The following is a 25,317-nucleotide window of genomic DNA, read 5'->3' on the forward strand; positions in this document are numbered from 1 at the left end:
TACTCTTCTTCGCCTTTCCGCCTGACGGACCTCGCAATGTCCGCTGTCCGCAAGAAAGGTCATCAGTGCCCGTTTACAAGACCAACCTCAACAAGTTCTGGCGTACCGCCACCGTCCTGGCCACGACCGGCGTGCTCGCGGTCGGCTGCGGTGGCGGTGCCAGCGATGTCGCCGGCGGCGATCAGGGTGCCGCGAACGCGGACACTACGTTGACGCTCGTCGCGTACGCCGTGCCGGAGCCCGGCTGGAGCAAGATCATCCCGGCGTTCGCCGCCAGCGAGGAAGGCAAGGGCGTCGCGGTGCGGACGTCCTACGGCGCCTCGGGCGACCAGTCCCGGGCCGTGGCCGACGGCAAGCCGGCCGACATCGTCAACTTCTCGGTCGAGCCCGACGTCACCCGCCTGGTGAAGGCCGACAAGGTGGCCGACGACTGGAGTGCGGGCAATACGAAGGGCATTCCGTTCGGTTCTGTGGTGTCATTGGTGGTGCGCAAGGGTAACCCCAAGGGCATCAAAGACTGGGATGACCTGCTGCAGCCCGGGCTCGAGGTGGTCACCCCGAGCCCGCTGAGTTCGGGTTCGGCCAAGTGGAACCTGCTGGCGCCGTACGCGGCGAAGAGCAACGGCGGCAAGGATTCCGCGGCCGGTCTCGACTTCGTCAACAAGCTGGTGACCGAACACGTCAAGACCCGCCCGGGTTCGGGCCGCGAAGCCACGGACGTGTTCCTGCAGGGCACGGGCGACGTGTTGATCAGCTACGAGAACGAGGCGATCAACGTCGAGCGGCAGGGCAAGGACGTCGAACACGTCAACCCGCCGCAGACCTTCAAGATCGAGAACCCGGTGGCGGTCGTCAAGACCAGCGCCCACGCCGACAAGGCCAAGGCCCTGGCGAACTTCCTGCTCACCGCAGAGGGACAGAAGTTGTGGGCCGAGGCCGGGTTCCGTCCGGTGGACCCCGCGGTGGCGGCCGACTTCGCCAAGGACTTCCCGACGCCGGAGAAGCTGTGGACGATCGCTGATCTCGGCGGATGGAGCGAGGTCGACCCGGCGTTGTTCGACAAGGACAACGGCTCGATCACCAAGATCTACAAGCAGGCGACTGGATGACATCTGTAGCCCAGACCGATGCGGCCCAGCCTGATCCGGGTGCGCCCGCGCCGGGGGATTCCGCCCCCGGCGCGCGGCCCGGCCGCTACGGAAGCACCTCACTGCGAGTGGGTGCCGCCTCGATCTGGTTGAGCGTCATCGTGTTGCTGCCCCTGGCCGCGATCCTGTGGCAGGCCGCCGGCGGCGGCCCGAACGCCTTCTGGGCGGCCGTCACCTCCAACGCCGCCCTGGAATCGTTCCGGGTGACGCTGACCATCTCGGCCGGGGTCACGGTGGTCAACCTTGTCTTCGGCCTGATCGTGGCCTGGGTACTGACCCGCGATGACTTCCCCGGCAAGCGGCTGGTCGATTCGGTGATCGATCTGCCGTTCGCCTTGCCGACCATCGTGGCGAGCCTGGTGATGCTGGCGCTCTACGGTCCGGCCAGCCCGGTCGGCCTGCACCTGCAGCACACCAAGTGGGGTGTCGGTGTCGCGCTGCTGTTCGTCACGCTGCCGTTCGTGGTGCGCTCGGTGCAGCCGGTGTTGCTGGAACTGGACCGCGACGTGGAGGAGGCGGCTGCTTCGCTGGGCGCCAACACCTTCACCATCCTGACCAAGATCATCCTGCCCGCGCTGCTGCCTTCGTTGTTGTCGGGTGCCGGCCTGGCGTTTTCCCGCGCCATCGGCGAGTTCGGCTCGGTGGTGCTGATCGGTGGCGCGGTACCGGGTGAGACCGAAGTGTCGTCCCAGTGGATCCGCACCCTGATCGAGAACGACGACCGCACCGGTGCTGCGGCGATCTCGATTGTGCTGCTGGTGATCTCGTTCGTGGTGCTGTTCGTGCTGCGAGCGGTGGGCTCGCGCGCGGCCAAGCGTGAGGAGCTCTCGGCATGACGCTCTCGCCGCCGGTGCGTTACCTGCTGCGCTTTCTGGCACTGGCTTACGTGACAGTGCTGGTGGTGGTGCCGGTCGGGTTGATCCTCTGGCGCACCTTCAGCCCAGGAATCGGCGCGTTCTTCGCATCGGTGGGCACCCCGGCGGCCATCTCGGCGCTGAACCTGTCGCTGTTGGTGGTCGCGATCGTGGTGCCGCTGAACGTATTGTTCGGCGTTCCCACCGCGCTCGTGTTGGCCCGCAACCGGTTCCGTGGCAAGAGCGCTCTGCAGGCGGTCATCGACCTACCGTTCGCGGTGTCTCCGGTGGTGGTGGGTGTCGCACTGATCCTGCTGTGGGGTTCGGCCGGGCTGCTCGGCTTCGTCGAGAACAACCTCGGCTTCAAGATCATCTTCGGGATCCCCGGCATCGTGCTGGCCAGCATCTTCGTCACGGTGCCGTTCGTCATCCGTGAGGTCGAGCCGGTATTGCACGAGATCGGCACCGATCAGGAGGAAGCCGCTGCCACCCTGGGGTCGACGTGGTGGCAGACGTTCTGGCGAATCACGTTGCCGTCGATCCGATGGGGCCTGACCTACGGGATCGTGCTGACCATCGCCCGCACGCTGGGGGAGTTCGGTGCGGTGATCATGGTGTCCTCGAACCTGCCGGGCACCTCCCAGACGTTGACCCTGCTGGTGGCCGACCGTTACAACCGCGGTACCGCCGATTCGGTGTATGGCGCGTATGCGATCTCGACATTGCTGATGGCCGTTGCCGTGATCGTCCTGGTGGTCCAGGTGATCCTCGACCGACGCCGTATCAAGGCCGCGCAGTAGGCCTGAGAAGGAGACAAGAGCTATGACCGACGCGATCGTGGTTCGGGGCGCCAACAAGCATTACGGAGAGTTCGCGGCGCTCGACAACATCGACTTCGAGGTGCCCTCAGGTTCGCTGACCGCACTGCTGGGTCCCAGCGGCTCGGGCAAGTCCACCTTGCTGCGCGCCATCGCCGGGCTGGACCAGCCCGACACCGGCACCATCACCATCAACGGGCGCGATGTCACCGGGGTGCCACCGCAGCGCCGCGGGATCGGTTTCGTGTTCCAGCACTATGCGGCGTTCAAACACCTGACGGTTCGCGACAATGTCGCCTTCGGCCTCAAGATCCGCAAGCGGCCCAAGGCCGAGGTCAAGGAGAAGGTGGACAATCTGCTGGAAGTGGTGGGGCTGGCTGGTTTCCAGACCCGCTATCCCAACCAGCTCTCGGGCGGTCAGCGCCAACGCATGGCGCTGGCGCGGGCATTGGCGGTGGACCCACAGGTGCTGTTGCTCGACGAGCCGTTCGGTGCGTTGGACGCCAAGGTGCGCGACGACCTGCGGACCTGGCTGCGCCGCCTGCACGACGAGGTGCACGTCACCACCGTGCTGGTGACCCACGACCAGGCCGAGGCACTGGATGTGGCGGATCGGATCGCGGTGCTCAACAAGGGGCGTATCGAGCAGGTCGGGTCACCGACCGAGGTGTACGACGAGCCCGCCAACGCGTTCGTGATGTCGTTCCTGGGCGCCGTGTCCGAACTCAACGGAATCCTGGTGCGCCCGCACGACATTCGCGTGGGCCGCAACCCCGAGCTGGCCATCGCGGCCGGTGACGGCACTGCCGAGGCGACCGGGGTGCTGCGGGCCACCATCGACCGCATCGTGATGCTGGGATTCGAGGTACGCGTCGAATTGACCAGTGCCGCAACTCATGTGCCGTTCACCGCGCAGATCACTCGCGGCGATGCCGAGGCGCTGGGATTGATCGAGGGCGACACCGTCTATGTGCGGGCCACCCGGGTTCCGCAGATCGCCGGGGGAGCGCAGGTTCCGGCGACCCAGGATGATGCGGTGACCGTCAGCTGAGACGGTCACCGCTACCAGGTCAAGCCAGGGTCAGGAAGAGCTTCTCCAGTTCGGCGACGTCCATCGGTTCGTCGCTCTCGCCGGTGATGCACTCGCGCAGACCGGTCGCGACGATCTTGAATCCGGCGCGGTCCAGCGCGCGCGACACCGCCGCGAGCTGGGTGACGACCTCCTTGCAGTCACGGCCCTGCTCGATCATGCTGATGACACCGGAGAGCTGGCCTTGGGCGCGCCGCAGCCGGTTCAGGATGGCGGAGATCGATTCCTCGTCGCAGATCATGCTGTCCCCTTAACGTTGGGTATATGTAGTTCATCATACCCTCGGGGGTATGCCGGCGTGGTCAAGTCGTCGCAGTCGGTGGGCCGAAGAGCCACCGCATCGGACACCATCCGAGCCGCGCGCAGCTGAGGTTGCCGAGCCCGGCCAGTGCGGTCAGGCCTGCCGCGGTGAGTCCGACGGTCGGATGAAGCTCCTCGCCGAGGATGACCGAGGCCATGAGCAACACGAACCAGCCGAAAGCCCGCCGCACCGCGTCAGGGTCCACACGGGAGGTCAGTCGGGTGCCGAGCAGGCTGCCCAGCACCGCCGCGGCGGTCACCGCGCCCGCGATCGTCCAGTCGATCGGCACGGTGCTGAGGTGACCGGCCAGACCCGCTGCGGAGTTCATCGTGATCACCAGCAGCGAGGTTCCCACCGCGACGGGCATGGGCAGGCCGCCCAGCAGCGCCAGGGCGGGCACCACGAGGAAGCCGCCGCCGGCGCCCACCGCGCCCGTCACCACGCCGACACCGAGCCCCATCAGCAGCACCTTGACGAGCGGCATGGTCCGCGTCGTCGGTTCGCATGCCGTGCGGCCCTTGATCATTGCGATGCCGGTGGCCACCATCACCACCGTGAAGACAAGCAGCAGAACCGATCCGTCGACGACATAGCTCAGCAGCCCGCCCAGGTACGCGCCGACCATGCCGGCCGCCCCGAACATCAGGCCGCTGCGCCACTGCACCCGGCCGGCCCGGGCATGGGACAGGGTGCTGACCGCGCTGGTCACCCCGACCACCACGAGCGAGGTGGCGATCGCCTGCTTGGCGTCCATACCGGCCACGTAGGCCAGCAGCGGAACGGTCAGGATCGAGCCGCCGCCGCCGAGGAGTCCGAGTGACACCCCGACCACGACGGCCAGCGCGACAGCGACGGCGATCATGCCAACGCGCCGGAATGTGTTTGCTTGGAACCGATCAGTTGCTCGACGACGGTCTGGGCATCACAGGACGCGCCCCGGTTGTACGGCAGTTTTGCCAGCATCATTCCCATGGCGCAGGTGTTCGTCAGGGCCGCGGTGGTCAGCCCGGCACCGATGGCTGCGGCGACCCACTTGAGCTTGGGAGAGGCGATGCTGCCCAGCACACTGCTCAACACGATCGACCCCGCCACCAGTCGAACCTGGCGTTCCAAGTCCCAGCGCTGGGCGCCGCGTCGCACCCCGAATCCCTTGTCCTGCCATGCGGTCATACCGCCGTCGAGGATCGAGACGTTCGGCAGGCCGGCCTCTCGAAGGGCCTGGCCCGCCGTGCCCGCGCGTTGTCCCGACCGACAGATCAACACGATGTTCTCGTCGAGGTGCTGGGCGATCTCGTCGCGGTGTTCCTGCAACAGGTCCAGCGGGACGTTGTAAGCGCCTGGGATATGGGCGGTTTCGAACTCACCGGGGGTACGGACATCGATGAGTCGTGGACCGGTGCCGGCCTGCTTGAGCACGTTGAGCTCGGTGGCATCGATGATCGGCGAGGTGGACATCAGGCAAGACCCTTCAACATCAGGTTCCAGTACATGACGGGCAATCCGTACTTCTTCAGGTACCAGTACGGACGGTGCGGTTTGACCGGGTCGAGCAGGGGGAAGGAGGGTTTGAGCGCGAAGTCGTAGTCGAACTCGGCCAGCAGCATGTCGTGCGCGGACGTGACGATGGGGCACGACGCATAGCCGTCGTACGACCCGGTCAACGGACGCCCGCTCAGCACCGCACCGATGTTCTCGACGACCGCCGGTGCCTGTTTGCGAATGGCCGCACCGGTTTTCGAGTTCGGCGACGATCCCGCATCGCCGAGCGCGAACACGTTCGGGTAGCGCACGTGTTGCATGGTGTGCTTGTCGATGTCGACGTAACCGTTGGCGTCCCCGCCGACGTGGCTGGTGGACAGCGGGCTGGCCTTGATCCAGTCCGGCGCCGACTGGTGCGGCACCGCGTGCATCACGTCGTACGGAAGCGTCGTCTCGATGCCATCGGCAACGCTGGTCATCGTCACCTTGCGCGCGCCCGAATCGATGGACCGCACTTCACTTCCGGTGTGCAGGGTGATGCCGTAATCGGCGATCACCTTGTCCAGGTTGTCGGCGATGGCCGGGATGCCGAAGATACGTGGGGTCGGCACCACCAGGTGCACGTCGATGTTGTCGAGTACACCCTCGCGTCGCCAGTGGTCGCAGGCCAGGTACGCGATCTTCTGGGGCGCCCCGGCGCACTTGATCGGCCCCGACGGCATGGTGAACACGGCAGTGCCCGATCGGGTGTTGCGGATGAATTCCCATGTGCGCGGGGAGAGGTCGAAGCGGTAGTTCGACGACACGCCGTCCTTGCCGAGGGTTTCGGTCAGGCCTTCGATGCGGTGCCAGTCCAGTTGAATGCCCGGCGCTACCACCAGCACGTCGTAGCCGTACGTCGTGCCGTCGGCACACGTGACCGTATTGGCATCCGGGTCGACGGCCGTGACCGCATTCTTGATCCAGGTCGCGCCGCGCGGCATGACGGCTGCCTCGGCGCGCTCGGTTTCGGCGGCCGTGGCCTGGCCGCCGCCGACCAGGGTCCACAGCGGCTGGTAGTAGTGCTTGTCGGACGGTTCGATGATGGCCACGTCGGTGTAGTGCTTGCGCAGCAACCGCGCCGCCACGGTGATCCCGGCGGTGCCGCCGCCGACGATCAGGACCTCATACTTGACTGGGGTCGACATACTGTTGTGCTTTTCCTGTCTCTCTGGCCGGTGTGGGGTTATCAGGCGGCGTGGTTGCGCTCAGCCCAGGCGCCGTAGCCGCCCAGGATGTCGCTGACATCGGCGAAGCCGCGCTGGCGCAGCAGGCTGGCCGCCACCGAAGAGCGGTAGCCGCCGGCGCAGTACACCACGGTCGGGCGGCTGCGATCCAATTCGTCGGTCCGGTCAGCCAGTTGGCCCACCGGAATATTGACTGCACCCGGGATCATGCCCACCTCGGTCTCGCCGGGATTGCGCACGTCGACGATCTGCAGGTCTGCGACGGTGTTCGCGCGTTCGTCGAAAGCGGTGGCGGTCAATCGTGAGGCGGCCGTCACATCGTCGGGGTGCTCGAACATCGTCCGTTCCGGATCGGCGAGATAACCCAGCACTCGGTCGAATCCGATGCGTGCCAACCGGTTCTTGCCTTCGCGTTCCTCGCCCGGGTCGGTGACCAGCACGATGTCCGCGTCAGGTTTGACCACCGAACCGGCGAACTCGGCGTAGCGTCCGGCCAGCCCGATGTTGATCGCGTTACGCAGGTGGCCCAGGGCGAAATCCTCGGGGTTGCGACCGTCGATCAACATGGCTCCGTCGGCGACGGCGCGGGTGGCCTGACCGTAATCCAGCGCCTCCGGCATCGCGTCTTCGTCAAGCAGGGCGCGGTCCTTGCGGTTGAGGATCGCGTCGTAGACGAAGTAGCCCGGGGCGGGTGGCTGTCCCGCGGTGACCAATTCGATGAAGGATGCCTTGTCGGGCGCTCGCAGTGCGTAGTTGGTCCGCTTTTGCTCGCCCATGGTCGACGACAGTTCGGTGGACAGGTTCTTGCCGCAAGCCGATCCCGCGCCGTGGGCCGGGAAGACCCGGGTGGCATCGGGCAGCGGTAGCAGTTTCTCGTGCAGCGAGTCGTAGAGCTTGTCGGCCAGCTCGTCGCGGGTGAAACCGATCGACGCCAGCAGATCGGGCCGGCCGACGTCGCCGATGAACAGGGTGTCGCCGGTCATGACGCCGTAGGGCACGTCATCGTCGGCGTGTTCGTAGACCACGATGCTCATCGACTCCGGGGTATGCCCCGGGGTGTGGCGGAATTCCAGCTCCACCTCGCCCAGCGAAAGGCGTTGTCCGTCTTCGACTCCCAGGTAGTCGAACTCCGGTTGGGCGACCGACGAGTACACGATCGCCGCGCCGGTGGCCTCGGCCAGCTCGAGGTGGCCGGACAGGAAGTCGGCGTGGAAGTGGGTTTCGATCACGTGCGTGATCTGCATGCCGAGCTTTTCGGCATCGGCGAGGTACTCGGAGACGTCACGCTGGGGGTCGATGACGACGGCATGTCCCGACGATTCATCGCCGATCAGGTAGGACGCGTGCGACAGACAGTCCAGGTAGTACTGAATGAACTTCATTGTTCAACTCCTTGACGGTTCGATCCGCATACCTAGGGGGGTATGCCGATAGCCCCGACTATACCCCTTGGGGTATGTAGGTCAAGCTGGCGAAAGCGCCCCCGGTCGGTAACCGGGGGCGCGATTGTCGTGAAGGCCGAAGGGCTCAGGCGGCGAAGCCGGTGCTGCGTGCGGCCAGGGCCTCTTCGTAGCGATCCAGCACCGTGGCCGCCACCAGGCGGTGCGCGCCGAGCGGCTCGGCCATCGGAATGCCTGCGGCACAAGCAAATTCGGCAACCCGATCGGTGATCCGGCCGTGTGCCAGGAACCAGGGAGCGATCACCAGGCGACGGGCGCCGCGTTGGTACAGCTGATCGACGGCCTCCGGCAGCGACGGGGTCTGCCCTGTGGCGAACGCCACCTGAGTACCGGCCCAGCGGGTGCCTTCGGCCAGAACGCCGGCCAGGGCGGACGTCCGCGCGTTGGCGGCGGGATGCGATGAACCCACCCCGACCATGATCACGCCCAGGTCGGCGTCGAATCGTGAAACACCCACCGAGGTCAGCCGCTCCCGGATCACCTGCAGCAGGCGAGGATCGTCGCCGAGCACATCGGCCTGGGTGACTTCGGCGCCGGCGTTCGCGATCAGCTCCGGGATGTCGATCCGGGCGTGGTAGGCGCTGCCCAGCAGCAGTGGCACCACCACGGCACCGGGCTCGACTTCGGGCAGCACCTCGGTGAGGTTGGGCGCGTTCTGTTCGCAGAACGCGACCCGCACCTCGGTGTCGGGCAACAGACGGCGCAGATGGCCCCCGATGGCATGCGCGTTCGCCGACGAACGCGGGTCTGCGCTGCCGTGTGCGGTGAGAACGAGCGTCACGGCAACCTCACGAGGCGTGCAACCCGCACTCCGTCTTGGCCTGGCCGGCCCACCGCCCGCTACGCGGATCGGCGCCTTCGGCCGGCTTGCTGGTGCACGGCGCGCATCCGATGGATGGGTAGCCGTCATAGACAAGGGGGTTGACCAGGATGTCGTTGGCTTCGATGTAGGCCTGCATCTGCTCGTCCGACCAAGCGGCGATCGGGTTGATCTTCACCAGGCCGAACCCGGCATCCCAGCTGATCAGCGGCGCGTTGGCGCGCGTCGGCGCCTCCACCCGGCGGATACCGGTGACCCACGCGGTGTAGCCCGCCAGGGCCTTGCTCAGCGGTTCGACCTTGCGCATCCGGCAGCAGGCGGCGGCGTCGCGGGCGAACAGGTCCTTGCCGTGCAGCGCATCCTGCTGGGCAACCGTGTTCTCCGGGTGCACGTTCACCACGTTCACGCCGTACACCTGCTCCACGGCGTCACGGGTGCCGATGGTCTCGGCGAAGTGGTAGCCGGTGTCGAGAAACAGCACGTCGACGCCCGGGCGCACCTTGGCCGCCATCTCGACCAGGACCGCGTCCTGCATGTTGGAGGCCACCACATAGTTGCCGGCGAAGTGCTTGTCCGTCCAGCGCAGCAGCTCCTCGGCGGTGGCGTCCGCCAGCTCGGCCGCGCCCCGCTCGACCAGTTCCTTCAATTCCGCTTCAGTCAAAGTGCTCATCTCGTCGTCTACCTCAAGTCCGCCTCGTCGGCCCGAACGGCCCACTGGGCGAAACGCTCGTTGCCCTCGCGTTGTTTCACGAAATTGCGGACGACCCGCTCGATGTAATCGCCGAGTTCGGTCGCCAGCACCTTGTGCTGGCGCAGCTTGCGCCCGAAACCGCTGTCCAGGCCGAGGCTGCCGCCGAGGTGAACCTGGAAGCCCTCCTCGGGTCCGTTCCCGTCGTCCACCATCTGGCCCTTGAAACCGATGTCGGCGACCTGGATGCGGGCGCACGAGTTGGGGCAGCCGTTGATGTTCACGGTGACGGGTACGTCGAGCTCGGCGTTGAGGTCACCCAACCGCGCCTCCAGCTCGGGAACCAGGTGCTGGGCGCGACCGCGGGTGTCGGCGAAGCTCAGCTTGCAGTACTCGATACCCGTGCAGGCCATCAGGTTCTGGCGCCAGTGCGACGGCTGCGACTGCAGACCCAGCGCGTCCAGGCCCGCCCGCAGGGCATCGAGCTTCTCGTCGGGCACGTCGAGGATGATCAGCTTCTGATAGGCGGTCAGGCGCGCGCGGTCCGAACCGGCGGCCTCCATCAGGTCGGCCACCTTGGTCAGGATGGTGCCCGAAACCCGTCCCGCGATCGCCGAGACGCCGACCGCGTTGAGGCCGTTGCGGATCTTCTGCACGCCCACGTGGTCGACGGTGTGCGGCACCTGCTCCGGGGCCGGGCCGTCGATGAGGGGACGCTTGAGATATTCCTGTTCGAGAACTTCTCTGAACTTTTCGGTACCCCAGTCCTTGACCAGGAACTTCAGCCGCGCCTTGGAGCGCAGCCGGCGGTAGCCGTAGTCGCGGAAGATCCCGACCACGCCGGCCCACACTTCGGCGACCTCTTCCAGCGGGACCCACACGCCGACGCGCTGGGCCAGCATGGGGTTGGTGGACAGCCCACCGCCGACCCACAGGTCAAGGCCGGGGCCGTGCTCGGGGTGGTTGACGCCGATGAACGACACGTCGTTGATCTCGTGGGCGACGTCCTGCAACCCGGAGATCGCGGTCTTGAACTTGCGCGGCAGGTTGGAGAACTCCGGGCTGCCGATGTAGAGGCGCTCGATCTCCTTCAGTGCGGGCGTCGGATCCAGCACCTCGACCAGCGAATCGCCGGCCAGGGGAGACCCGAGCATGCCGCGGGGGCAGTCGCCGCAGGCTTCCATGGTCTGCAGGCCGACCTCGTCCAGGCGGCGCCAGACCTCGGGGATGTCCTCGATGCGCAGCCAGTGGTACTGCAGGTTCTCCCGGTCGGTGATGTCGGCGCTGTCCCGCGCGAAGTCGACGGAGATCTGTCCGAGGGTGCGCACCGCCTGAGCGGAGAGGGCTTTGCCGTCGGTGCGCACGCGCATCATGAAGTACTCGGCTTCGAGCAGGTCGGCGTTGTCGTCACCGGTGAAGGTGCCGTCGTAGCCTTCGGTGCGCTGGGTGTAGAGGCCCATCCACCGGAACCGCCCGCGCAGGTCGTCCTTGGCGATGCTGGCGAAGCCGTCGCGCGAGTAGACGTTGAGGATGCGATCCCGCACGTTGAGTGCGTCGTCTTCCTGCTTGAACTGCTCGTTGTGGTTGAGCGGCTCGCGGCTGCCCAGCGCCCACTGGCCTTCGTCGCGGGGTTTCTTGGCGGGCCGGTCGGCCTTGGCAGGTGCCTCGGGGGTAGTCACTGTTGTGCTCCTCGGATAAAGGAGCTGGCATGTAGACCGCGCAGATCACCGGTGGCTGTCCGGCGGCGCAGATCCGGTGCCAGCTGAAACTATGGGGCGGGCGGGGTCCGAAATCAACGCGTGATCAGGGCAGACAGCAACAGCTACAGACGCGCTTGAAATCGACATGCCGACGAGCCACCAGCGCAATGCGGGTGGTGCTGTTGTGGGCGGCAGTCACGCCCGACATTCTGCCACGATTGTCGCCACCTGCCCTAACCGGGCCATATTTGCGTTCACGGTGAGCAAAAGTCGGCGCTGGACAGTCTGGGAAAATCAAACCATGACCACGCGCACCGAGCTCGCCGGCCAACCCCTGCTGGCGCCCGTTCCGGGACGCGCATTCGGGATCTACATCCACGTGCCGTTCTGCGCGACGCGCTGCGGATACTGCGACTTCAACACGTACACGCCGGCTGAATTGGGTGGCGCCAACCCCGACGGCTGGCTGGCCGCCTTGCGCGTCGAGTTACAGCTGGCGGCCGAGTGCGTCGGCGCGGTGCCCGTGCAGACCGTGTTCGTGGGTGGTGGGACGCCGTCGTTGCTGGGTGGCGCGGGTCTGGCCGCGGTGCTCGGCGCGGTGCGGGACAATTTCGAGCTGGCCGCCGACGCCGAGGTCACCACCGAGGCGAATCCCGAATCCACCTCCCCGCAGATGTTCGCGACGTTGCTCGACGCCGGCTACACGCGGGTATCGCTGGGCATGCAGTCGGCGGCTCCGCAGGTGCTGGCCGTATTGGACCGCACGCACTCCCCGGGCCGGGCGCCGGCGGCGGCCGTGGAGGCCAGGGCGGCGGGGTTCGACCACGTCAACATCGACCTCATCTACGGCACCCCCGGGGAGACCGACGACGATCTGCTGCGCTCGATCGACGTCGCGGTGGGCGCCGGCGTCGACCATGTGTCGGCGTACTCGCTGATCGTCGAGGACGGCACCGCCCTGGCTCGCCGCGTACGCCGCGGCGAGGTCGCCCGGCCTGACGACGACGTCCTCGCGCAGCGCTATGAGCTGCTCGACAACCGGCTGTCGGCGGCGGGTCTGCACTGGTACGAAGTGTCGAACTGGAGTGTCGAAGGTGGCGAGTGCCGGCACAACCTCGGCTACTGGGGCGGCGGCGAGTGGTGGGGCGCGGGCCCGGGGGCGCACGGCTTCCTGGGCGCTACCCGATGGTGGAATGTCAAGCATCCCAATGCCTATGCGCAGGCATTGGCCGAAAATCGGTTGCCCATAGCCGATTTCGAGGAGCTGGATGCTCGCGACCGGCATGTCGAGGAAGTGATGCTGCGGGTCAGGGTCCGAGACGGCCTCCCGGTGGGGTTACTCGATGCCGGCGAACGGGAACGGGCCGAGAATCTTTGCGGTGAAGGACTTCTGCTGCGGCGAGAGGATGCCCTGGTGCTGACCGACCGCGGCCGGTTGCTGGCGGATGCGGTCGTCCGCGACCTGCTGGGGTAGGCGCCGCGGCGATCGGCGGGTTTCTGCGTAAAACCTGTGAGACTGCTGTGGATACATGTGAGCCAGATGTGCGGAAGGTGTTGATTCCGTAGTAGATACGTAGGTCTGTGCAATGAGTAAGGCGAGGCTAAGCTTTGCCGAATGCTCACCAAGAACGACCACGCTGACTGCAATGCTTCGGCCGCGCTCGCCTCGTTCGAGCTGCCTGCGGGCGACAACTCGGCCGGCCCGGCCGATCTGGTCGCCGAGATCGCTCGCGCGCTGTCCGGCGACGGCAGCGATTACGTGGTGTACGAGCGCGGAAACCGGTGGATCCTGGCCTCCGGAGCCCAGTGTGGTGTCGAGCTGGACAGCGATGAACTGCGGCTCGTTCGGGATGGGGCCGTCGCGGCCCGGCGGCCGTGGACCGGCAGACCGGGCGCGGTGCTCGGCGAAGCGGTAGATCTGATGCTCGCCGACTCCGAGACCAGTGCCGACACCGCATTCGGCTGGGTCGCATTCGAATTCGGCGCCTACAAGTTCGGTCTCGAAGACCGATTGCCGCCGAGGACCCCGCTGGCACGGGTCTTCAGTCCGCTGACGCAGATCGAGGTCACCGCGGAACGGGTCACCGTCCTCGGTGGCCTGCAGCGTCACCACGATGTGGTGCGGCGACTGATCGCCGAGGGTGCCCCGCCGACGGCTGCCCCTCGCGCCGTCGATATCCGGCAGGACGGTAGTGGTTATCGCGACCGGGTGGCGTCCGCGATCGACGAGATCGGTCAGGGGCGGTATCAGAAGGTGATTCTGTCGCGGCGCTTCGACGTGCCGTTCCGGCTGGATTTTCCGTCGACCTACCGGCTGGGGCGCCGGCACAACAACCCCGCCCGGTCATTCCTGTTGCGGATCGGACCACTTCGCGCGCTCGGTTACAGTCCCGAACTGGTCGCCGCGGTGCACCAGGACGGGTTTGTGGTCACCGAGCCGTTGGCGGGCACCAGGGCGTTCGGCCGCGGCGCGGCCGACGATCAGGCAGCCCGTGATGATCTCGAATCCAACTCCAAGGAAATCGTCGAACACGCGATCTCGGTGCGCAGTTCGCTCAAGGAGATTGCCGAAGTCGCCGAACCCGGTACCGCGACCGTCACCGACTTCATGACCATCCGTGAGCGCGGTAGCGTGCAGCACCTGGGGTCGACCGTGGGCGCGCGCCTCGACCCGTCGATGGATCGGATGGATGCGCTCGAGGCGCTGTTTCCCGCCGTGACGGCCTCGGGAATTCCCAAGGCCGAGGGCGTCGACGCGATCCTGCGGCACGACGAACTGCCCCGCGGCCTGTACTCCGGCGCCGTGGCGATGTTCTCCGCGGACGGGTCTCTCGACGCGGCACTCGCATTGCGGGCGGCCTACGAGGCCGACGGGTACACCTGGCTGCGGGCCGGGGCCGGCATCATCGCCGAGTCAACTCCTGACCGTGAGTTCGAGGAGACCTGCGAGAAGCTGAGTACGTTGTCGCCGTACCTCATCGAGGGAGCTGGGACATGTGAGTGAGCTAACACAGCGGCGGCGGCTTCGCTCGATGGTGAACGGATAGCCAAAAGGGCCGCGTCGTGCCGGAAATCCGCACGTCATCGCCATACTGGGGGCGTTCAGGAGATTCACAGCCGGTTCTGAGGTAAAACTCCTGCCCGCTCGGATCGTGTGCCACTATGGTCCGCATGTCGGCAGCGTATTTAGGCAAGCCTACCCAGACTTACCTTGCTCTCCTTGCTCCGGAGTCCTGCTGAAATGGCGTCCGAGACTTCGACTCCGGAACCCATCGCCGTCATCGGACTGGGCTGTCGTGTCGCCGGCAGCGTCGCCACGCCCGCGGACTTCTGGAATTTCCTGCTGGAAGGGCGCAGCAACGTCACCGAGGTACCCGAGGAGCGGTGGGAGCCCTACCTGAAGCGCGATCCGCGCAACGCGGCGATCCTGCGCGAGGTCACCCGGCTGGGCACCTTCCTCGACGACCTGGCCGGATTCGACGCCGAGTTCTTCGGGGTCTCGCCACGCGAGGCCGAGGTGATGGATCCTCAGCAGCGGTTGGCACTGGAGGTCAGCTGGGAGGCCCTTGAGCACGCGGGAGTGTCGCCGAGGGCGCTGGCCGGCAGCGACACCGCGGTGCTGATGGGCGTCAACTCCGACGATTACGGCAAGTTGATCATGGAGGACCTGCCCGGGATCGACGCATGGACCGGTATCGGGACCTCACTGTGCGGGATCGCCAATCGGGTCTCCCATCTGCTCGATCTGCGGGGCCCGAGTGTGGCGCTGGACGCGGCGTGCGCGGCCTCGCTGGTGGCGGTGCACCAGGCGTGTCAAATGCTGCGCGCCGGTGAGACGTCACTGGCGTTGGCCGGCGGCGTCAGCGCGCTGATCGGCCCCGGTTTGACCCGGGTGCTCGACGAGGCCGGGGCCACTGCGCCCGACGGCCGCTGCAAGACGTTCGACGCCGCCGCGGACGGCTACGGACGCGGTGAGGGCGCGGGCGTGGTGGTGCTCAAGCGCCTGGCGGATGCCGAGCGCGACGGTGACCGCATCCTGGCGGTGATACGAGGCGGCGCCACCGCGCAGGACGGGCGCACCGTGGGCATCATGTCGCCCAACGGCGCTGCCCAGGCGGACATGTTCCGCCTCGCGTGCCGGACGTCGGGAGTCGACCCGGCAGGTGTCGGATATATCGAAGCCCACGGAACCGGAACTCCCACAGGCGATCCCACCGAAGTGGGGGCGCTGGCCCAGGTGTACGGCGCGGGGCGGGCCGGGGCGGACCGCTGCCGCATCGGGTCGGTCAAACCCAACATCGGTCACCTCGAGGGCGGCGCGGGGGTGATGGGCCTGATCAAGACGGTCCTGGCCCTGCATCACGAGATGATTCCGCCGACCGCCGGGCTGCGGCAACTCACCGGTGCCGTCGACTGGGACAACAGCGGACTTCGGGTACCCACCGAGGTCGAACCCTGGCCGCGCACCGGCATTCCGCGTCAGGCCGCGGTGTGCAGCTACGGCTACGGCGGCACGATCGCCCACATCCTGCTCGAAGAGGCCCCGGCGCAACAGGTCTCGCGATCGCCCGAGGTATCCGGCCCGGTGATCGTGCCGCTCTCGGCACGTTCGGCGCAGCGTCTGGCCCGCCAGGCCGAAGCACTGGCCGACCATCTGCGGGCCGGGCATCAGGAGCCGGCGCCGGTGGCCGCCACGCTGTGGACCCGGCGCAGCCACGAGCCGGTCCGGGCCGCCGTCGTCGCCGAACACCGCCACGAGCTGATCGCCGGCCTGGACGCACTGGCCCGTGGCGAATCCGGCAGTGGCCTGGTCACCGGCGAACTGCCGGGCGGCCAAGCCGCCGACGCGGTCTGGGTGTTCTCCGGGCATGGTTCGCACTGGGCGGGCATGGGACGCGAATTGCTGCAAGCGGAGCCGACTTTCGCCGGTGTCATCGACGAGATCGACGAGGTCTTCGGGCGTGAGCTCGGATTCTCCGCGCGCGAGGCGCTGAGCACGGGTGAGCTCGGCAGCACCGACCGGATCCAGGCGCTGACGTTCGCGATGCAGGTCGGGCTGGCCGCGGTCTTGCGTGGGCGGGGGGTGCGGCCGGCCGCGGTGATCGGGCACTCCGTCGGCGAGGTGGCGGCCTGTGTGGTCGCCGGCGTGTTCACCCTGCGTCAAGGTGCCGCAGTGGCGTGCTACCGGGCGCGTGGGTTCCGCTCGGTGATGGGTTGCGGCGCCATGGCTTTGGTGCGCTTGCCGTTCGCCGAGGCCGCGCGGCGGCTGTCCGGTTGCACCGATGTGGTGGCAGCCATCAGCGCATCGGCCGAATCCTGTGTCATCTCGGGCGTCACCGAGGCCGTCGAGGAGGTCTGCCGGACCTGGGGTGAGCAGGGAATCGTGGTGCGCCGGGTCAATACCGACGTGGCGTTCCACAGTCCGGCGATGGACGGTCTGACCGGCGCCCTGGCCTCCAGTGTCGCCGGGCTCAATCCGCCCGGGGATGCGGTGATCCCGCTGTACACCACCGCGTTGCCCGACCCCCGCTCCAGCGCGCCCCGGGACGCCGATTACTGGGTGCACAACCTGCGCGGGCAGGTTCGGTTCGCCGAGGCTGTCACTGCTGCCGCCGAGGACGGGCACCGGCTGTTCCTCGAGGTGTCCGCGCACCCGGTGGTCGCGCATTCGATCGTCGAGACCCTGCTGCATCTGGGTATCGACGACCATGCCGTCGTCCCGCTGCTGCGTCGCGACACGTCCGAGTTGCCGGCCGTCATGACCGCTGTCGCCTCGGTGTACTGCCACGGTGCCGACGTCGAACACGGTGTCGCCGAGACAGATCCGTGGGCGGCAGACCTACCGGTCACTCAATGGCAGCACCGGCACTTCTGGCGCGTACCGGCTGCGGCGCCCGGCGGGCGCGCGGTGCATGACGCCGCCGGTCACACCCTGCTGGGCGGACGCACAGACGTGGCCGGAACCGTCGCCACCCGGATGTGGCAGACGCGGCTGGACTTCGACACCCGGCCCTACCCCGGTGACCATCCGGTGCAGGGTACCGAAATTGTGCCTGCCGCAGTACTTTTGAACACATTCCTGACGGCAGCCGGCTCAGGCGCGGGCCTGAAGGACGTGTGGCTGCGTACGCCGGTCGCGCCGGCCCGCGCCCGCGATCTCCAGGTGGTGCTGGCCGACGGCGAGTTGACGCTGGCCTCACGGCTGGCCGACGGCGCCGAGGATCAGGGCGGCGGGTGGTTGACGCACAGCAGTGCGGTGGTGGATCGGGACCGCTGCGCGGTCGCCGATATCGACCTCGATGCGGCCCGTGCGCGCTGCACCGAGCCGCTGCCGCCGCGCCACGTGATCGACACTCTTGCCGAACTCGGCGTCGCTGCGATGGGATTCGGCTGGGACATCACGGATCTGCGCCGCGGGGCGGGTGAACTGCTGGCCCGGGTGAGCTCGGAGCCCGACGGCGCGCGGCCGGACACCTGGGCCTCGCTGGTGGATGCGGCCACGTCGGCCGCCTCGACCAGCTTCGACGGTCCGCCTCGACTGCGGATGCCGGCCCGGATCGAACGGGTCGGTGTGTACGGCACGCCGCCGGCGACCGCGATGCTGTCGGTGCGCCGCAGGCCCGGCACCACCACCACCGACGTCGCGCTCACCGACGAGGCCGGATCGGTGCTGTTGGCGATCCGCGGGATGACCTTCGAGGAACTCGAGAATCCGGGCCGCGAATCCTCGGCGACCGACGTCCGCAAGATCGTGCACCAGGTGTCCTGGCAGCCGGTGTCCACTCCCGACGGGCAGCCGCCCAGCGGGGTCATGCTGGTCGGCGGTGACGTCGATCGGCTCGAATCCGCGGTTGACGATCTGACGGCGGCCGACGTGCCGTACCTGGCGGTTGAGGATCCCGCGGAGCTCGATTCGATCCTCGACTTCGGTTCGTTGCCAAGCGATCTCGGCGAGCGTGTGGTGGTGCTGGTGCTGCCCCGCGACGACGATTCGCCCGGGGCCGCAGTCGATCTGGTGACCAGAACGCTGGGCCTGCTGCAGCGCCGGGGTCTGCCGGCGCGGTTGTGGGCACTCACGGTCGGGGTGCACGAGGGAGCCAACGTGACCCACGCGCCGCTGTGGGGCCTGGGTCGCGTGGCCGCCGCCGAACATCCGCAGCTGTGGGGTGGCGTAGTCGACGTGGCCGACGGGCGCCTACCGCTGGACGCGCTGGGGTCGCTGGCCGGACACGGTGTGCTGGTGATCCGCGACGGGGTCGCCCTGGCCGCCCGGCTCTCCGGATCGAGCACGGTGGCCCCGGTCCAGACGGCCGCCATGCGGTGTGCGCCGGGCGGGACGTATCTGATCACCGGCGGCACCGGTGCGCTCGGGCTTCGGATGGCTCAGCACCTGGCCGATCTCGGGGCGCGCCGCCTTGTGCTGCTGTCGCGCTCGGGATTGGCCGACCGTTCGGATTGGGCCGAGAATCCGCAGTCGGTGGCGATTCGCGCGGTCACCGCTCTCGAGGAACGCGGTGTGTCGGTCACCGTCGCCGCGGTGGACATCGGGGCGCCGGAATCGGCGGCCGCCCTGCGGGACGTGCTGCGCCCGCTGCCGCCGGTGCGCGGTGTCATCCACGCCGCCGGCGTGGAAGCCGGTGCGTTGCTGATGAATACGACGTCCGACGAGTTCGCCGCCGCCATGCATCCGAAGGTGCAGGGGACGCTGGTGTTGCACGAGGTGTTCCCGCCCGGGCAGCTGGACTGGATGGTGCTGTTCTCTTCGTGCGGCTACCTGGCCGGCTTCCCGGGACAGGGTGCCTACGGATGCGCCAACGCCTTCCTCGACGGAATGGCTCGGCACCGGCGCAGCCTCGGGGACCGCACCACCGCCGTCGCCTGGACGGCGTGGCGCGGGATGGGGATGGGCTCGGCATCGGAATTCGTCGCCGCGCAACTCGATGCGCTCGGCATGGGCACAGTGGGTGCCGAGGACGCGATGCGGGCACTGGACCTGGCGATGCGTGAGGATGCGGCCAATGTCGTGGTGCTTCCGGTCCTGCCCGCCGCCGCGGCCGTGCCGATCCTGGCGGGCGTTGCGCCCGAGGACGAACCCGACGACGTCGCGGACCCGGCCGCGGGGGACTTCGACCCCGAGCAGCTCGCGGCTCACGTATTGACTGCGGTGGCAAGCCAATTGGGACTCGCGGAGTCCGACGTGAACGTCGACCTGCCCCTGGTGGAATTGGGCGTCGATTCGATCATGACGGTGCGGCTGCGTCGCCAGCTGGAGAAGCAGACCGGGCTGTCACTGCCGCCGACGCTGCTGTGGGAGCACCCCACCGCGGCGGCTGTGACAGCCAGGATCATCGAGCTGCTGGACCCCGTCGCGGAGCGTGAGGTGCGGGTGGGGCATTAGCCGGTGATCGTGGCGATGAGCTTCTTCTTGTCGACCTTGCCCACGGCGGTGGTGGGCAGGGCCGGCAGGGGGACCAGCACGTCCGGCCGGGCGTGGGCCGATGCCCCGCGCTGATCGAGGAAGTCGTTCAGCTCGATCAGGGTGACCGGCGCGCCCCGGAAAACCACCGCAGCACAGATCTTTTCGCCGAGGTAGTCGTCGGGCAGTGCCACCGCCGCCGCCGCGTACACGGCCGGGTGAGCCAGTAGGTGGTCCTCTAGGTCCGTCGCGGACACCGTCTCGCCGCCACGATGGATGACGTCCTTGATCCGGCCGGTGACCTCGACATAACCCGCTCTGGGACCGTCGGAGAAGATGCGGACCCGGTCGCCGGTGCGGAAGAATCCGTCGGGGCTGAACGACCGGGCGTTGGCTTCCTCGGCGCGGTAGTACCCGTTGAGGGTGTAGGGCCCGCGCACCAGCAGTTCACCCTCCTGGCCCGGGGCGACCTCGTGACCGTCCTCGTCGACCACCCGCATCTCGTCGTGGGGCGACATCGGACGCCCCTGGGTGTGCTCGACCACGTCCACCGGATCGCCCGGCCGGGTGAAATTCAGCATCCCTTCGGCCATTCCGAAGATCTGCTGCAACCCCGCGCTCAGGCCAACACGTATGAATCGCGCCTCCTCCGGGGACATCCGCGACCCGCCCACCTGGACCACCCGCAGGGACGTGGGCAGCACGGGCTCCCACTCGCAGGCCTGCGCCCACAGCTTGGCCAGGGCGTTGACGAGTCCGGTCACCGTGACGCCGTGGGAGTTGATCAAGGGGAACACCGACTCCGGGCTGGGGTCGTCGGTGTAGACGGTGGTGGCACCCACCGTCATCGAGCCGAGTAGGCCGGGGCAGGCGAACGGGAAGTTGTGTCCGGCCGGGAGCACCGCGAGATACACGTCCTCGTGCACCATTTCGCAGGCCCGTGCGCACGCCGCGGCGTTGTACAGATAGTCGTCGTGGGTGCGGGGGATGAGCTTGGGCAGGCCGGTGGTTCCGCCGGAGACCAGCAGGACGGCCGGGCCACTGGTGTCGACGGTGACGTGCGGTGGTACCGGCTCCGCGAAATCTTTGACGGCTGACCAGGATTGGAAGGAACCGGGATCGCCGTCGACGAGGACGTGCCTGACCCGCGGGTGCTCGGAGGTGAGTTGAGTGGCCAGCTCCCGGTAGTCGAAACCGGCGACGACGTCGGGAATCACCAGTCCGACAGCGCCACTGACCTCCGCGAAGTGGCCGAGCTCGGCCGACCGGTGCCCGGGCAGGCACAGGACGGGCACCACCCCGGCGCGAAGCAGACCGAAAGTCGCGACGGCGAACTCGCGCGTATTCGGCAGTTGCACCAGGAAGCGGTCGCCGGGCCTGACGCCACGGGCGGCCAGCGCTGCCGCGATGCGGTCGGCGAGCGCGTCCAGTTCGGCGAACGTGTGGGTGCCGCGGGCGTCGACGACGGCGGCTTTGTCCGGCCAGCGCTGTGCGGCGTCGCGCAGAATGCTGTCGAGTGGTTTGCCCTGCCAGTACCCGGCCTGGCGGTATACGGCGGCGCGGTCCTCGGGGAACGGGGTGAATCCGTTTGCCAGTTCGTCCTGTTGGCGGTCAAAACCGGTGGTCATCGGTGTTCTCGGCTCCCGTCGGGTGGGTGTGTCAGCAGATCGAATATAGGGTAACCTCCACTAAGTTAGGGCAGCCTTTACTAATTGTTTGGAGGATGAAGCGTGGTGGCGACGAGTTCCCGGACGGTCCGCGCGGAGGTCGCCGAACTCCTGGGAGTCAGCGCGGACGACGTCGATCCCAACGCCGACCTGATCGCTTCCGGGCTCGATTCGATCCGGATGATGTCGCTGTCCGGGCGGTGGCGGAAGCAGGGCATCAACGTCGGATTCGCCGCTCTTGCGGCCAATCCCACCGTCGCCGCCTGGACGGACCTGGTCGCCGAGCACGCTCCCGACGCGGCGTCCGTCGATCCGGCTCCCGACGCCGAAGCGGTCGCCGGCGATGACGCAGAACCCTTCCCGCTGGCGCCGATCCAGCACGCGTTCTGGGTCGGGCGCAACCAGGACCAGCAACTCGGCGGCGTCGGCGCCCATCTGTACGTCGAATTCGACGGCGCCGGAGTCGATCCGCAGAGACTGCAGGCCGCGGCGGCGAAACTGGCCGCGCGTCACCCGATGCTGCGTGTCGAGATCCTGCCCGATGGCACTCAGCGGATCGGTGACCGGCCGCTGCCGGTCACCGTGTATGACTTCCGCGACCTGGATGAGGTTGCGGCACAAGCAGAGCTGGAGCGGCTGCGGGAATCGAAGTCGCATCAGATGCTGCACGACGAGGTGCTTGAGCTGAGTTTGTCGCTGCTGCCCGGCGGCCGCACCCGACTGCATGTCGATATGGACATGCAGTGCGCGGACGCGGTGAGTTATCGCAACTTCATGGCTGACCTGGCCGCGTTCTACCGGGGCGCCGACCTGCCGGATCTCGGTTACACCTACCGCGAATACCGGGCCCGGCTGACGGCCTCGGTGCCCCCGCCGTCGGCCGAAGACCTGCAGTGGTGGGCCGACCGGGTGCCGGATCTGCCGGATCCGCCTGCGCTGCCGTTGGTTCCGCTGTCGGATCAGCGCAACCCGCACCGCAGCATCCGGCTGTGGGAAACCCTCGACGTGCCCACGCGCGACGCATTGTTCGCCGCGGCGCACCGGCGGGGCGTCACCCCGGCCATGGCGGTCGGGGCGTCGTACGCCAACGCGCTGGCACGCTGGTCGACGCAGTCCCGGTTCCTGCTCAACCTGCCGATGTTCGGGCGCGAGCCGTATCACCCCGACGTGGACAAGCTGGTCGGCGACTTCACCTCTTCGTTACTGCTCGACATCGATCTGACCGGGGCCGACACCGCCATGGCCAGGGCTCGGGTGGTGCAGGACACGCTGCATGCCACCGCCGCTCATTCCTCGGTCTCCGGGCTCGACGTGCTGCGCGACATGAGCCGGCACCGCGGCAGCCAGACGCTGGCCACCATCGTCTACACCAGCGCGCTCGGACTGGGCGATCTGTTCGCCGGCGAGGTGACCGACCACTTCGGGGCGCCGGTGTGGACCATCTCGCAAGGGCCCCAGGTGCTCATCGACGCTCAGGCGACCCCGATCGCCGAAGGTCTGATGATCAACTGGGATGTCCGGGTCGAGGCGTTCCGTCCCGGCGTGGCCGAGGCCATGTTCGCCTACCACCTGGCCGAGCTACGCCGGCTGGCCACCGATGACGCGGCCTGGGACGCACCCGACCCGCCGGCGATCTCCGAGGAACAGCGCCGGGTGCGCGCCGAGCTCAACGCGTCGGTGTCACCGCCCAGTGGCGATCCGCTGCACGCCGGATTCCTGGCCAACGCGGCGGCCGACCCGGACGCGCCCGCGGTGTTCAGCAGCGCCGGCGACCTCACGTACGGAGAACTGCGGGACAAGGTGCTGGCGGTGGCGGCCGCCCTGCAGTCGCGCGGGGTGTGCCACGGTGAGGTGGTCGCAGTTCTGGGCCCCAAGAGTGTCGAGCAGGTGATCGCGCTGCTGGCCATCTCCATGGTCGGAGCCGCGTACCTGCCGGTCGGGGTGGATCAGCCCGCCGACCGGGCCGCCCGCATCCTGCACACCGGCGGGGTGGACTTCGCCCTGGTCTGTGGGTCGGGCTCCGACCATCCGGAGCTTCCGCATCTGAGTGTTGCCGACGCCGAGATCATCGGTGACCCAGCACATTTCGAGCCGGTCGAGGTGGACCCCACGGACCTGGCGTACGTGTTGTTCACCTCGGGTTCCACCGGGGAACCCAAGGGTGTCGAGATCACCCACGACGCGGCGATGAACACCATCGAGTTCATCAACGACCACTTCGAGATCGGCCCGGCCGACAAATGCCTGGCGTTGTCGCACCTGGAGTGCGACCTGTCGGTGATCGACGTGTACGGGACCTTGCGTTCGGGTGGGTCGATGGTGGTCGTCGACGAGGAGCACCGCCGCGATCCGGATGTCTGGGTCCGGTTGATCGACGAGCACCGGGTAAGCGTTCTGCATTTCCTGACCGGCTGGCTGGAGATGCTGGTCGCCGGCGTATCGGGCACGGCCGGCGGAGCCGGTGCATCCGGCACCGGGGGCGGACCTTTGTCGTCGCTGCGGGTGGTGCCCACCGGAGGCGATTGGGTGCGCCCGGACCTGGTGCGGGCGCTGCGCGCCGCGTCGCCGCGGGTGCGTTTCGCCGGGCTGGGCGGAGCCACCGAGACCGCGACCCACAACACCATCTTCGAAGTCGGATTCGACGACGACGCGTTGCCGCCGCACTGGACCTCGGTGCCGTTCGGGGTACCGCTGACCAACAACTGTTGCCGGGTGGTCGACGCTCGCGGCGATGACTGCCCGGACTGGGTGCCGGGCGAGTTGTGGGTCGGCGGACGCGGCATCGCCCGCGGGTACCGCGGCCGTCCCGACCTGACTGCCGAACGGTTCGTCGAGCACGACGGGCGCCGCTGGTACCGCACCGGAGACCTGGTGCGGTCCTGGCCCGACGGCACGCTCGAGTTCGTCGGCCGGGCCGATAACCGGATCAAGGTGAGCGGTTTCCGGATCGAGCTGGGCGAGGTCGAGGGCGCGTTGTGCCGGGTTCCCGGGGTGGACGCGGCCGTCGCGGTGCTGGTGCCGGTCGACGGCGGCCACGATCTGCTCGGTGCCGTGGTGCGGGCAGATCAGGCCGGTCTGGATGCTGGATTGGACGCGGCGACGGTGGCCGGTGCGCTGGCCGAGCTGGTGCCCGCGCACATGATCCCCCAGGTCCTGGTCGTTGCCGACGAGATTCCCTACGCGCGGGGCAAGACCGACCGCACCGCGGTGATCCGGATGCTCACGGCTGTCGGTGCCCCTGAGGCCAGGGGCTACCGCGCGCCCTCGGGTCCGCTGGAAACGGCCCTGTGCGCGATATTCGGCGACGTTCTCGGACAGACCGGCGTGGGCGTCGACGACGACTTCTTCGCTCTCGGCGGGGACTCGGTGCTGGGCACTCAGCTCGTGGCGCGGATCCGGGACTGGCTCGACACCTCGACCGTCATGGTGGCCGACGTCTTCGCCGCCAGGACGGTCGCGCAGATGGCCGCGTTGCTCGCCGGGCGGGAGGCGGGCTCGGACCGCTTGCGGTTGGTGTCCGAGCTGTATCTGGAGGTCACAGGCATGGACAGTGCCGATGTGGCCTCGGAGTTGGCACGCACGGCCCCAGAACCCGCGTTGGGCAACTAAGGTTAGAGTTACTTCAGTTAGGGCAGGCTTTGCTTATCGTC

18 protein-coding genes are annotated in these 25,317 nt (G+C 68.0%); 8 read left to right on the forward strand and 10 right to left on the reverse strand.

What is annotated here, in order from left to right; all coding sequences use genetic code 11:
- Positions 1-65 precede the first annotated feature (65 nt).
- The 4 genes from K6L26_RS12425 to K6L26_RS12440 are packed head-to-tail and all read left to right on the forward strand — an operon-like array spanning position 66 to position 3,871.
- The gene (locus K6L26_RS12425; RefSeq protein WP_019348006.1) at positions 66-1,109 is read left to right on the forward strand and encodes a sulfate ABC transporter substrate-binding protein; all 1,044 of its coding nucleotides are present in this window, start codon (positions 66-68) and stop codon (positions 1,107-1,109) included.
- Positions 1,106-1,984: a sulfate ABC transporter permease subunit CysT gene (cysT, locus tag K6L26_RS12430; protein ID WP_019348007.1), complete on the forward strand. Its 879-nt coding sequence runs from the start codon at positions 1,106-1,108 to the stop codon at positions 1,982-1,984. Before K6L26_RS12425 ends, cysT begins: the two co-directional genes overlap by 4 nt.
- Positions 1,981-2,802, forward strand: a complete 822-nt coding sequence (cysW, locus tag K6L26_RS12435) for a sulfate ABC transporter permease subunit CysW (protein ID WP_019348008.1) — start codon at positions 1,981-1,983, stop codon at positions 2,800-2,802. Before cysT ends, cysW begins: the two co-directional genes overlap by 4 nt.
- Before the next feature lie 22 nt (positions 2,803-2,824).
- Positions 2,825-3,871, forward strand: coding sequence for a sulfate/molybdate ABC transporter ATP-binding protein (locus K6L26_RS12440; protein ID WP_019348009.1), 1,047 nt, complete (start codon positions 2,825-2,827; stop codon positions 3,869-3,871).
- A gap of 19 nt (positions 3,872-3,890) precedes the next feature.
- Here the strand turns inward: K6L26_RS12440 and K6L26_RS12445 are convergent, their stop codons facing one another.
- The 9 genes from K6L26_RS12445 to K6L26_RS32025 form a co-directional block, all read right to left on the reverse strand.
- A complete protein-coding gene (locus K6L26_RS12445; protein ID WP_019348010.1) occupies positions 3,891-4,151 on the reverse strand; it encodes a metal-sensitive transcriptional regulator in 261 nt (86 codons plus the stop codon).
- A gap of 61 nt (positions 4,152-4,212) precedes the next feature.
- Complete coding sequence (locus tag K6L26_RS12450; protein WP_221853198.1) at positions 4,213-5,073, reverse strand: sulfite exporter TauE/SafE family protein; 861 nt, start codon at positions 5,071-5,073, stop codon at positions 4,213-4,215.
- Positions 5,070-5,666: a rhodanese-like domain-containing protein gene (locus K6L26_RS12455; protein WP_019348191.1), complete on the reverse strand. Its 597-nt coding sequence runs from the start codon at positions 5,664-5,666 to the stop codon at positions 5,070-5,072. The genes K6L26_RS12450 and K6L26_RS12455 overlap by 4 nt, the downstream gene beginning before the upstream one ends.
- Positions 5,666-6,877, reverse strand: coding sequence for an NAD(P)/FAD-dependent oxidoreductase (locus tag K6L26_RS12460; protein WP_221853199.1), 1,212 nt, complete (start codon positions 6,875-6,877; stop codon positions 5,666-5,668). Before K6L26_RS12460 ends, K6L26_RS12455 begins: the two co-directional genes overlap by 1 nt.
- A gap of 41 nt (positions 6,878-6,918) precedes the next feature.
- On the reverse strand, positions 6,919-8,298 hold the full coding sequence (locus tag K6L26_RS12465; RefSeq protein ID WP_221853200.1) for an MBL fold metallo-hydrolase: 1,380 nt from the start codon (positions 8,296-8,298) through the stop codon (positions 6,919-6,921).
- Between the two features lie 145 nt (positions 8,299-8,443).
- The gene (locus K6L26_RS12470) at positions 8,444-9,157 is read right to left on the reverse strand and encodes a sirohydrochlorin chelatase (protein WP_221853201.1); all 714 of its coding nucleotides are present in this window, start codon (positions 9,155-9,157) and stop codon (positions 8,444-8,446) included.
- Between the two features lie 7 nt (positions 9,158-9,164).
- Positions 9,165-9,866 carry a phosphoadenylyl-sulfate reductase gene (locus K6L26_RS12475; protein WP_019348195.1) on the reverse strand — a complete coding sequence of 234 codons (702 nt, stop codon included), beginning with the start codon at positions 9,864-9,866 and terminating at the stop codon, positions 9,165-9,167.
- Between the two features lie 8 nt (positions 9,867-9,874).
- Positions 9,875-11,563: a nitrite/sulfite reductase gene (locus K6L26_RS12480; protein WP_036393620.1), complete on the reverse strand. Its 1,689-nt coding sequence runs from the start codon at positions 11,561-11,563 to the stop codon at positions 9,875-9,877.
- Positions 11,564-11,687: 124 nt separating this feature from the next.
- Positions 11,688-11,792 carry an Ms4527A family Cys-rich leader peptide gene (locus K6L26_RS32025; protein WP_350222970.1) on the reverse strand — a complete coding sequence of 35 codons (105 nt, stop codon included), beginning with the start codon at positions 11,790-11,792 and terminating at the stop codon, positions 11,688-11,690.
- Positions 11,793-11,885: 93 nt separating this feature from the next.
- On the opposite strand from K6L26_RS32025, the gene hemW reads away from it, so the two are divergent.
- From hemW to K6L26_RS12495, 3 genes are all read left to right on the forward strand, one after another.
- Positions 11,886-13,058 carry a radical SAM family heme chaperone HemW gene (gene hemW, locus K6L26_RS12485; RefSeq protein WP_085140344.1) on the forward strand — a complete coding sequence of 391 codons (1,173 nt, stop codon included), beginning with the start codon at positions 11,886-11,888 and terminating at the stop codon, positions 13,056-13,058.
- 141 nt (positions 13,059-13,199) lie between these two features.
- Positions 13,200-14,588, forward strand: coding sequence for a salicylate synthase (locus K6L26_RS12490; protein WP_085140343.1), 1,389 nt, complete (start codon positions 13,200-13,202; stop codon positions 14,586-14,588).
- A 237-nt stretch (positions 14,589-14,825) separates the two neighbouring features.
- Entirely contained in the window at positions 14,826-19,982 is a 5,157-nt protein-coding gene (locus K6L26_RS12495) for a type I polyketide synthase (RefSeq protein ID WP_221853202.1), read from the forward strand.
- On the opposite strand, the gene K6L26_RS12500 is transcribed toward K6L26_RS12495, so the two are convergent.
- A complete protein-coding gene (locus tag K6L26_RS12500; RefSeq protein WP_221853203.1) occupies positions 19,979-21,628 on the reverse strand; it encodes a (2,3-dihydroxybenzoyl)adenylate synthase in 1,650 nt (549 codons plus the stop codon). The two genes, K6L26_RS12495 and K6L26_RS12500, sit on opposite strands and share 4 nt — an antisense overlap.
- Before the next feature lie 102 nt (positions 21,629-21,730).
- Here K6L26_RS12500 and K6L26_RS12505 point away from each other — a divergent pair, with 102 nt between their 5' ends.
- Complete coding sequence (locus K6L26_RS12505) at positions 21,731-25,276, forward strand: non-ribosomal peptide synthetase (protein WP_221853204.1); 3,546 nt, start codon at positions 21,731-21,733, stop codon at positions 25,274-25,276.
- Positions 25,277-25,317: the final 41 nt, after the last annotated feature.

The sequence above is a fragment of the Mycobacterium farcinogenes genome, assembly GCF_019739075.1.
In the GTDB taxonomy this organism is placed as follows: domain Bacteria; phylum Actinomycetota; class Actinomycetes; order Mycobacteriales; family Mycobacteriaceae; genus Mycobacterium; species Mycobacterium senegalense.